This window comes from Sphingomonas sp. CCH9-F2 (assembly GCF_001556735.1).
GTDB classification, from domain to species: Bacteria; Pseudomonadota; Alphaproteobacteria; order Sphingomonadales; family Sphingomonadaceae; genus Sphingomonas; species Sphingomonas ginsenosidimutans.
Map to the genome: position 1 here is coordinate 1 of NZ_LSJO01000009.1, position 9,727 is coordinate 9,727.

General features: G+C 68.8%; 9 protein-coding genes. 2 read left to right on the forward strand and 7 right to left on the reverse strand.

The features are described from left to right. On the forward strand, positions 1-1,403 hold a 1,403-nt coding region (locus AX685_RS00330; protein WP_066484280.1), incomplete at its 5' end, for a DHA2 family efflux MFS transporter permease subunit. Positions 1,404-1,585: 182 nt separating this feature from the next. On the opposite strand, the gene AX685_RS00335 is transcribed toward AX685_RS00330, so the two are convergent. The 7 genes from AX685_RS00335 to AX685_RS00365 all read right to left on the reverse strand — a co-directional run bounded on the left by AX685_RS00335 (position 1,586) and on the right by AX685_RS00365 (position 8,699). Beyond that, positions 1,586-2,281 carry a TetR family transcriptional regulator gene (locus AX685_RS00335; RefSeq protein ID WP_066484282.1) on the reverse strand — a complete coding sequence of 232 codons (696 nt, stop codon included), beginning with the start codon at positions 2,279-2,281 and terminating at the stop codon, positions 1,586-1,588. A 104-nt stretch (positions 2,282-2,385) separates the two neighbouring features. Beyond that, positions 2,386-3,270 carry a 3-hydroxyisobutyrate dehydrogenase gene (mmsB, locus tag AX685_RS00340; protein WP_066484284.1) on the reverse strand — a complete coding sequence of 295 codons (885 nt, stop codon included), beginning with the start codon at positions 3,268-3,270 and terminating at the stop codon, positions 2,386-2,388. Between the two features lie 45 nt (positions 3,271-3,315). Then, positions 3,316-4,092, reverse strand: a complete 777-nt coding sequence (locus AX685_RS00345) for an enoyl-CoA hydratase (protein WP_066484286.1) — start codon at positions 4,090-4,092, stop codon at positions 3,316-3,318. A 102-nt stretch (positions 4,093-4,194) separates the two neighbouring features. Beyond that, positions 4,195-5,262 (reverse strand): enoyl-CoA hydratase/isomerase family protein, encoded by a 1,068-nt coding sequence (locus tag AX685_RS00350; RefSeq protein WP_066484291.1) that lies wholly within the window; start codon positions 5,260-5,262, stop codon positions 4,195-4,197. Beyond that, the gene (locus AX685_RS00355; RefSeq protein WP_066484293.1) at positions 5,259-6,404 is read right to left on the reverse strand and encodes an acyl-CoA dehydrogenase family protein; all 1,146 of its coding nucleotides are present in this window, start codon (positions 6,402-6,404) and stop codon (positions 5,259-5,261) included. Before AX685_RS00355 ends, AX685_RS00350 begins: the two co-directional genes overlap by 4 nt. A 241-nt stretch (positions 6,405-6,645) precedes the next feature. Beyond that, positions 6,646-7,185, reverse strand: coding sequence for a hypothetical protein (locus AX685_RS00360; RefSeq protein ID WP_066484295.1), 540 nt, complete (start codon positions 7,183-7,185; stop codon positions 6,646-6,648). A 14-nt stretch (positions 7,186-7,199) separates the two neighbouring features. Next, a complete protein-coding gene (locus AX685_RS00365; protein WP_066484297.1) occupies positions 7,200-8,699 on the reverse strand; it encodes a CoA-acylating methylmalonate-semialdehyde dehydrogenase in 1,500 nt (499 codons plus the stop codon). 88 nt (positions 8,700-8,787) lie between these two features. Between AX685_RS00365 and AX685_RS00370 the strand changes: the two genes are divergently transcribed. Continuing rightward, on the forward strand, positions 8,788-9,678 hold the full coding sequence (locus AX685_RS00370) for a LysR family transcriptional regulator (protein ID WP_066484299.1): 891 nt from the start codon (positions 8,788-8,790) through the stop codon (positions 9,676-9,678). Positions 9,679-9,727 lie beyond the last annotated feature (49 nt).

A 9,727-nucleotide genomic window follows, 5' to 3' on the forward strand; every position in this document is an offset into this window, starting at 1 on the left:
ATCTGGGCGTGTCGAGCGACAATTCGACGTGGATCGTCACCGCCTTCGCGGTCGCCAACGGCGTCGCGGTGCCGCTGACCGGGTGGCTGATGCGCCGCTTCGGGGTGGTGCGCGTGTTCTGCACCTCGGTGGTGCTGTTCACGATGGCCTCGTTCCTGTGCGGCGTGGCGTGGAGCCTCAATTCGCTGATCGCCTTCCGCGTCCTCCAGGGCGCAGTGTCCGGCCCGATGATGCCGGGCAGCCAGGCGCTGCTGATTTCGATCTTCCCGCCGCAGAAGCGCGCCACCGCGCTCGGCATCTGGTCGATGACCACGCTGGTCGCGCCGATCATGGGGCCGATCCTGGGCGGCTATATCTCCGACAATTTCCACTGGTCGTGGATCTTCCTCATCAACGTGCCCTTCGGCGTGCTCACCGCGATCGTGTGCTGGACGAACCTGAAATCGCGCGAGACGCCGACAATGAAGCTGCCGATCGACACGATCGGGCTGGTGCTGCTGGTCCTGTGGGTCGGCGCGTTGCAGGTGATGCTGGATCTGGGCAAGAATGCCGACTGGTTCAACGATCCCACCATCGTCGTGCTGACGATCGTCGCCGCGATCGGCTTCGTCGCCTGGGTGATCTGGGAACTGACCGACGCCAATCCCACCGTCGACCTGACGCTGTTCGCGCGGCGCAATTTCTGGATCGGCAACCTCGCCTTCGCGCTGGGCTATGCGGTGTTCTTCGCCAACATTCTGATCCTGCCGCTGTGGCTCCAGACGCAGCTGGGCTATACCGCGACCTGGGCCGGGCTGGTGGCCGCGCCCAGCGGCGTCGTGGCGGTCGTCCTGACGCCGTTCGTCGCGCGCCTGTCGGGAAAGGTCGATGCACGCATCCTCGCCACGATCGCGTTCGGCGGCTTCGCGGTCAGCTACTGGATGCGGTCGGGCTATACCACGCAGGCCAGCTTCTCCGATTTCGTGCTGCCGCTGCTGGTGCAGGGCGTGTCGATGAGCACGTTCTTCCTAGCGATGCTGACGATCTCGCTCGATCGCATCCCGCCCGAACGGCTGCCGTCGGCGACCGGCATCTCCAATTTCTGCCGCATCGTCGCGGGCAGCTTCGCCGCGTCGATCATCACCACCGCCTGGGACCGGCGCGAGGCGCTGCACCAGAGCCGGCTGGCCGAGGCGATCGGCACCGGCGTGCCCTATCGGATGGCGGCGGAACAGCTGCAGCGCATGGGGCTGAACGCGGCGCAGGCGGCGGGCGCGGTCACGCGGCAGATGGTCGGGCAGGCGTATCTGCTCGCCTCCACCGACCTGTTCCGCCTGTCGGCGTGGCTGGCCGGATCGCTGATCGTCCTCGTCTGGCTATGCCGCCGCCCCTCGGCCCCGTCGGGACCGGTCGCGGCGGATTGAGGAAGGTTGGTTCACGCGGAGGCGCGGAGACGCGAAGAATTAACGCACGCCGCCACGTAGTAACTTCATTGCACTCTGATGGATGATGATGGGGACGCTTCGCGTCGGGAACATACATCTCTGCGCCTCCGCGTCTCTGCGCGAATAAGCCCTTCTTGATGCCGCCGAAACTTCCCCGTCCGCTATTCCCCCGGCCGCACCATCAGGCTGCCCATCAACAGCCCCAGGACGTGCTGCGCATAATCGCGGCGCAGCGTGTCGTCGATGTCGCCCACCGCGAACGCCCATTTCAGCGCATAGCGTGCCTGGAACAGATGGTCGCACGCGCCGATCAGCGAGAAATAGAACAGCATCGGATCGACCGCGCGGAACACCCCCTCCGCCTGCCCCTGCGCCAGGATCGCGGCCTGCGCCTCGTGCAGCGGGCGGACGACACGCTCCGACACGAAGCGCGCCCCCTCCCCCTCCACGTCCTGCGCCAGCACCGCGACCAGCCGGTTGATGTACGGATGGTCGAAATAGGTCTGGGTGATCGCGCGGATATGCAGGTCCAGCTTGCGCACCGCCGGCAGGTCGGCGCGGACCAGGTCCGCCAGCATCGGGAAGGTCCCGCCCACGTCCCGCTCGATCAGCGCGCGGAACAGCCCGTCCTTCCCCCCGAAGCGATAGTGGATCAGCGCCGAATTCAGCCCGGCACGCGCCGCGATCTCGGTGAAGGTGATGGTGATCGAATTGCGCTCGATCATCAGCGCGCTGGCCGCGTCCAGCAGCACGTCGCCCGAATGGCGACCACGCGGCCGCGACGTCGTGCCGCGCTTGCGCGGGCGTGCGGGCGGCGTGCGCCCGTCGTCCACCGCCGCCACCTCCTGGCTCGGCATCGCTGGCATCCCCTCCTGTCGCGGACCGTCCTGTGCGGCGGCCCGTCATAATCGAGGTTATGCCCGGATCGGAGCCACTGGCAAGAGGGCGATGACGGCGGGCCTTATCCGGCCGCTTCGGCCAGCATCCGGATGATCCCGGAGAAATCCTCGCCGCCCCGCCCGGCCTCGGCAAAGGCGGTGTAGAGTTCGGTGGCGCGCGCGCCCATCGGCACCTCGGCATGCGCGTCGGCGGCGGCCGCCATCGCCAGTTTCAGGTCCTTCAGCATCAGCGCGCCGGCAAACCCGCCCTGGTAATCACGGTCGGCGGGCGATTCGGGGCCGACGCCGGGAACCGGGCAGTAACTGGTCATCGACCAGCTTTGCGCGGTCGCCTTGCTGGCGATGTCGAAGAAGGTCTGCGCGTCCAGCCCCAGCCGTTCGGCCAGCACGAACGCCTCGCAGGTCGCGATCATCGTCGAACCCAGGATCAGGTTATTGCACAGCTTGGCCGCCTGCCCCGCGCCGCTGGCGCCGGCATGGATCACCGCCTTGCCCATGTCCTCCAGGAACGGGCGCGCGCGTTCGAACGCCTCCGCGCTGCCGCCGACCATGAAGGTCAGCGTGCCGGCATTGGCCGCCGCGATCCCGCCGCTGACCGGCGCGTCGACCGCCGCGATGCCGCGCGTCGCCGCACCCTCCGCGACGCGCCGCGCGGTCGTCACGTCGATCGTCGAACAGTCGATCAGGATCGTCGAGGCCGCCACCCCGCCCAGGCTGTCGGCATAGACCTGCTCGACATGCGCGCCGGCGGGCAGCATCGTCACCACCGCCTCCGCGCCCTCGGCCGCCGCAGCGGCGCTGTCGGCGGCAAGGCACCCGGCCGCCTCCGCCCGCGCCAGCGCCTCGGCCGACAGGTCGAAGGCGCGCACGTCATGCCCCTTCTTTGCCAGATTCGCGGCCATCCCGCCGCCCATGTTGCCCAGCCCGATGAACCCGACGCGCGCCATGATATTATCCTCTCCGATCCATCCCGTTCCGACGAACGCCGCGGTCTATTTGCCCGTCCACTGCCCCGCGCGCTTCTCGACGAAGGCGGCCATTCCCTCCTTCTGGTCGGCGGTGCCGAACAGGCCGTTGAACAGCCGGCGTTCGAACTGAACGCCCGCCGACAGCGTCGTCTCATAGGCGGCGTTGACCATCTCCTTGTTCGCGATCACCGCCAGCGGCGCCATTGCCGCGATCGTCGCGGCGGTCTTCACCGCGTCCTCGACCAGGTCGGCGGCCGGCACGATGCGGCTGACCAGCCCGGCGCGCTCCGCCTCGGCGGCGTCCATCATCCGCCCGGTCAGGCACATCTCCATCGCCTTGGCCTTGCCCACCGCGCGCGCCAGCCGCTGCGATCCGCCCATGCCGGGGGATACCGCCAGCTTGATCTCCGGCTGGCCGAACTTCGCCGTGTCCGCCGCCAGGATGAAATCGCACATCATCGCCAGTTCGCACCCGCCGCCCAGCGCATAGCCCGCGACCGCCGCGATCACCGGCTTGCGCGTGCGCGTCAGCGTTTCGTAGCCGCCGAAGAAATTGGTGCCGTACATGTCGGCAAAGCCCTGCGCGGCCATTTCCTTGATATCCGCGCCGGCGGCGAACGCCTTCTCGCTACCGGTCAGCACCGCGCATCCCTGCGTCGCATCGGCATCGAACGCGGCGAAGGCGGCGAGCAGGTCGGCCAGCACCTGCGAATTGAGCGCGTTGAGCGCCTGCGGCCGGTTGAGCGTGACCAGCGTCACCGCGCCGCGCCGTTCGACCAGGATCGTTTCATATTCGGCCATTTTCTGTCCCTCTCAAGATCGTCACCCCAGCGCAGGCTGGGGTCTTCATCAACGGATCGCCCAGCTGGCGGCACCAGACCCCGGCCTTCGCCGCGGTAACGGTCAGTACGGCGTCCACGCCTCGTCGTCGGGCAGCGGCGCGAAGATCTGGTCGATCACATGATCGCTCACCCCCTCGGGGGTCGCGGGGTTCCAGCGCGGCGCGTTGTCCTTGTCGACGATCACCGCGCGCACCCCCTCCAGGAAATCGTGGCGCTGCACCACGCGGCTGCCCACCGCATATTCCTGCCGCATCTCGTCCTCGAACGTCGGCATCGCACGCCCGTCGAGCAGCAGCTTCAGGCTGACCTTCATCGTCTGCGGCGATTTGGTGTTCAGCGTCGCCAGCGTCGCGCGCGCGAAGTCGCCGTCATCCGCCGCCAGCGCCGCGAACACCTCCTCCAACCGGTCCGATGCGAACAGCCGGTCGATATGCCCACGCTGCGCCAGGATCGCCGCCGCGCCCGGCTCCACCGACAGCCCGTCCAGCGCCGCCGCCACATCGTCGGGCCGCGCCGCGATCGCCGCCTTGGCTTCCTCCACCCGGTCGGCGGGGAGGAAATGCGTCGCCAGCCCCAGCGCCAAGCATTCCGCGCCGTCCAGCCGATGCCCGGTCAGCGCCAGATACTGCCCGATCCGCCCCGGCAGCCGTGACAGATACCAGCCGCCGCCGACATCGGGGAACAGCCCGATCCCCGTCTCGGGCATCGCCAGCTTCGTATTCTCGGTCGCCACGCGGAACCGGCACGGCTGGCTGATCCCCACCCCGCCGCCCATGGTGATGCCGTCCATGAACGCGACACTGTCCTTGGCATAGGTGAACAGCCGGTGGTTCATGCGATACTCGGTGTGGAAAAACGCGCGCGCCTCCGCCCCGTCCTTCGCCCCGCTGTCGGCCAGCATCCGGATGTCGCCGCCCGCGCAAAATCCTCTGGACAGTTTTGGGTCGCCGTCCGGCGCGGGCGCATGGTCGATCACCACGCAGCGGACGCCCGCGTCCTCGCGCCACGCCTCCAGCGCGTCGAGCACGCCCGTGCACATCGCGGTGGTCAGCGCGTGGAGCGCCTTCGGCCGGTTGAGCCGGACGCGTCCGACGGCACCCTCGGTCGCAACGATCAGTTCGTCCGTCATGCCCGCACCAGCTCCCGCCCGACGATCATCCGCATCACCTGGTTCGTCCCCTCCAGGATCGAATGGACGCGCAGGTCGCGCCAGAACCGCTCGATCGGATAGTCCATCAGATAGCCGTAGCCGCCATGCAGTTGCAGCGCGCGGTCGACCACGCTCGATCCCGTATCGGTCGCCAGCCGTTTGGCCATCGCGGCAAAGCGGGTCTTGTCGGGGGCGCCCGCGGTCACCTTCGCCGCGGCGACGTACAACAGGTAGCGCGCCGCCTGCAATTCGGTGTCCATGTCGGCCAGCGTGAACTGGGTGTTCTGGAAATCGGCCACCGGCCTGCCGAACTGCTGCCGGTCCTTCGTATAGGCGATCGCCTCGTCCAGGCAGCGTTGCGCGCCGCCCAGCGAACAGGCGCCGATGTTCAGCCGCCCGCCGTCCAGCCCCATCATCGCGAAGCGGAACCCCTCGCCCTCCGCGCCGACGCGGTTGGCGACCGGCACGCGGACGTTGTCGAAGATCACCTGCCGCGTCGGCTGCGCGTGCCAGCCCAGCTTGCGCTCGTTCGCGCCGAACGAAACGCCCGGCATGTCCTTGTCGATCACCAGGCACGAAATGCCCTTCGGCCCCTCCGCCCCGGTGCGGACCATGGTGACGTACACCTCGTTCTCGCCCGCGCCGGAAATGAACTGCTTGGTGCCGTTGACGACATAATGGTCGCCGTCCCGCCGCGCGCTGGTGTTCAGCGCGGCCGCATCGGATCCGGAACCCGGCTCGGTCAGGCAATAGCTGGCGATCCGCTCCATCGTGACCAGATCGGGCAGGTAGTGCGCCTTCAGATCGGCGTCGGCGAACCGGTCGATCATCCATGCGGCCATGTTGTGGATCGAGATGAACGCGCTGGTCGCGGGACAGCCGTATGCCATCGCCTCCATGATCAGCGCCGCTTCCAGCCGCCCCAGGTTGATCCCGCCCGATTCCTCGCTGACGTAGATCGCGGCAAAGCCCAGCTCGGCCGCCGCCTTGATGGTGTCGCGCGGGAAGACGTGCTTCTCGTCCCACTCCGCGGCGAACGGCGTGATCCGGTCGGCGGTGAAGCGCCGTGCCAGCTCCTGGATCTCGCGCTGGTCGTCGGTCAGGTCGAATTGGTCGGTCATGTCCTCATCCCGTTATGGGCCGCGTTGTTTCCTCGCCGAACGACAGGACATGTCGGCATCCCGGTCCGCCCGATCACGCACCGCAGCGCATATGCTTCGGGACGAGGCGTCGACAAGCTCAGCCTCTCCTCGGCCCGAACGGCAGGCAGGCGACGGGTGATCCGCCCCCAGGTGTATCGACATTCCCGTCCGTTCGCCCTGAGGAGCCGTTGAACGGGTTGAGTCCGAATATCGCGCCGCCCTAGCATTTTTCGTACCGCACCACCTGCGCCCCGTCCCGCCGTACCAGCACCGTACCGCCGTTCTCCAGCCGGAAATCGTTGCGCCGCGTCCAGCCCGCGCCCTCCCCCGAGAAGCGCAGCTCGGCGCTCAGCGCATAGGGGTCGCTCAGCGCGATTGACTGCACCCGCGCCTTCGCTTCGTAGAAACGGATCGTGTCGGCGTCGATGTTGATGCGGCCGGTCGCCGCGGTATTGGCCAGCTCGCAATCGTCGGGGGTCACCCCCCAATAGCCCTGATAATCCGCCGGCAATGCGCGGCCGCGCGCGGCGGTCAGCGGCCTGGCCTGGATCGGCACGCCGGTGCGCGCGGTCGCCCGCACGCCGTTCGTGGCCGCCGCCGCCTCGATCGCCTGCTGCGCCTCCGCCTCGCGCTCCGGGACGGAGACATTCCCATAGTCCGCGTCCGGCGACGAACAGGCCGCCAGCAACCCGGCCAGCAACAACGCCGGAACCCCGCGCCCAGGCGCTGCGAAGCGGATCGAAACTGGCGCCGGCATCATCGTCTACCCCGTCATCACCCCATGGTCGGGATGACGAACGCATTGGCGGCCTCGCCGGTGCCGCCGTCGGGCCAGCGCTGCGTCACCGTCTTCACGCGGGTCCAGAACTTCACGCCTTCCATGCCGTGCTGGTTGGTGTCGCCGAACGCGCTGCGCTTCCACCCGCCGAACGTGTGATAGGCGACCGGCACCGGGATCGGCACGTTGATGCCCACCATGCCGACGTTGACGCGCGCGGCGAATTCGCGCGCGGCATGGCCGTTGCGGGTGAAGATCGCGACGCCGTTGCCGTATTGGTGCTCGCTCGGCAGCCGCACCGCGGTTTCGAAATCGGGCGCGCGCACGATCTGGAGCACGGGTCCGAAGATTTCCTCGCGATACGCGCTCATGTCGGTGGTGACGCGGTCGAACAGCGTCGGGCCGATGAAGAAGCCCTGCTCATGCCCCTGCAACGTGAAGCCGCGGCCGTCGACCACCAGCTCCGCGCCCTCGTCCACGCCGGTCTGGATCCAGTTTTCCACGCGCTGCTTGTGCGCGGCGTTCACCACCGGGCCGTAATGCGCCTCCGCATCGGTCGATACGCCGACGCGCAACGCGGCGATCGCGGGGATCAGTTTCTCGCGCAGCGCATCGGCGGTCTTCTCGCCCACCGGCACCACCACCGGCAGCGCCATGCACCGCTCGCCCGCCGAACCGAACGCCGCACCGGACAGGTCGGCGACCACCTGGTCCAGATCGGCGTCGGGCATCACGATACCGTGGTTCTTGGCCCCGCCCATCGCCTGCACGCGCTTGCCCGCGTCCACGCCGCGCCGGTAGACGTAATGCGCGATATCGCTCGATCCGACGAAGCTGATCGCGCCGATCGCCGGATGGTCCAGGATCGCGTCGACCATCTCCTTGTCGCCGTGCACCACCTGCAGGATGCCCTCGGGCAGCCCGGCCTCGCGCATCAGCTCGGCCAGCCGCACCGGCACCGACGGGTCGCGCTCGCTCGGCTTGAGGATAAAGGCGTTGCCGCACGCGATCGCGACGCCGAACATCCACATCGGGATCATCGCCGGGAAGTTGAACGGGGTGATCCCCGCGCCGATGCCGATCGGGGTCCGCATCGAATAGACGTCGATCCCCGGCCCCGCGCCATGCGTATATTCGCCCTTCAGGACGTGCGGAATGCCGCAGGCGAATTCGATCACTTCCAGCCCGCGCTGGATGTCGCCCTTCGAATCGGCGATCACCTTGCCATGTTCGCTGGACAGCGTGCGCGCCAGCTCCTCCATGTTCGCCTCGACCAGTTCCTTGAACCGGAACATCACGCGCGCGCGGCGCTGCGGGTTGGTCGCCGCCCAGCCGGGCTGCGCGGCCTGCGCGGCGGCGACCGCGCGGTCCAGATCGGCGGTCGTGCCCAGCGCGACACGCGCCTGCACCTGTCCGCTGTTGGGATCGAATACCTCGCCGGTGCGCGCCGCGGCACCAGCCGCACCGCCCACGATATGATGGTCGATCGTGCGCATGGTGTCTCTCTCCTGCCATCTCGTGCGGCGGGGTGTGCGCCCGCCGACGCGTTGCAGGCAAGCGGCAATTCTGCAACGCTCACCTGCAATGACGCAGCCGGTGCCCTGGAACGACCTGCAGGATTTCCTCGCCATCGCGCGATCGGGGCAGCTGGCGCGCGCCGCCGCGGCGATGGGGGTCGATGCCACCACGATCGGCCGCCGCCTGCGCCGGCTGGAGGCGCGGCTCGGCCGCACGCTGTTCGAACAGACGCGCGAGGGGCAGGTGCTGACCGAGGCGGGCGAGGCGCTGCTGGCGCAGGTCGAACGCATGGCGCGCGCCGCCGACGCGATCGCCAGCGACGGCGCGGCGGGGACGCTGACCGGGGTGTTGCGCGTCAGCGTGTCGGAGGGGTTCGGCGCCTTCTTCGTCGCGCGCCACCTGCCCGCCTTCGCGTCGGAGCACCCCGGGCTGACCGTCGATCTGGTCGCCAGCAGCGGCTTTCTCAGCCCCTCGCGGCGTGAGGCGGACGTCGCGGTGCTGCTCGCCCGCCCGCGCAGCGGCCCGTTGGTGGCGGCGAAACTGTCCGATTACGCGCTGCACCTCTACGCTGCCCGCGACTATCTCACCCGGCACCCTCCGCCAACGCGCGCGACGCTGGGCACCGCGCATCGTCTGGTCGGCTATATCCCCGACCTGCTCTACGCGCCGGAGCTGCGCTACCTCGACGATATCGACGCGCGACTCGTCCCGCACCTGCGCTCGTCGAGCATCCAGGCGCAGGCGCGCCTGATCGAATCGGGGGCCGGGATCGGCGTGCTGCCGCATTTCATCGCCGGCGCGAACCCCGCTCTGGTGCGGGTGCTGCCCGACATATCGATCCGCCGCGCCTTCTGGCTGGTCACCCATCGCGACACCCGCCGCCTCGCACGCGTCCGCGTCTTTCGCGCATGGCTGGCCGATCTGGTCGCGCGCCACCGCGCCGAATTGCTGGGCTGAGGCTTATTTCTTCATCGCATCCAGCAGCAATTTGACGTCCTGGCTGCGC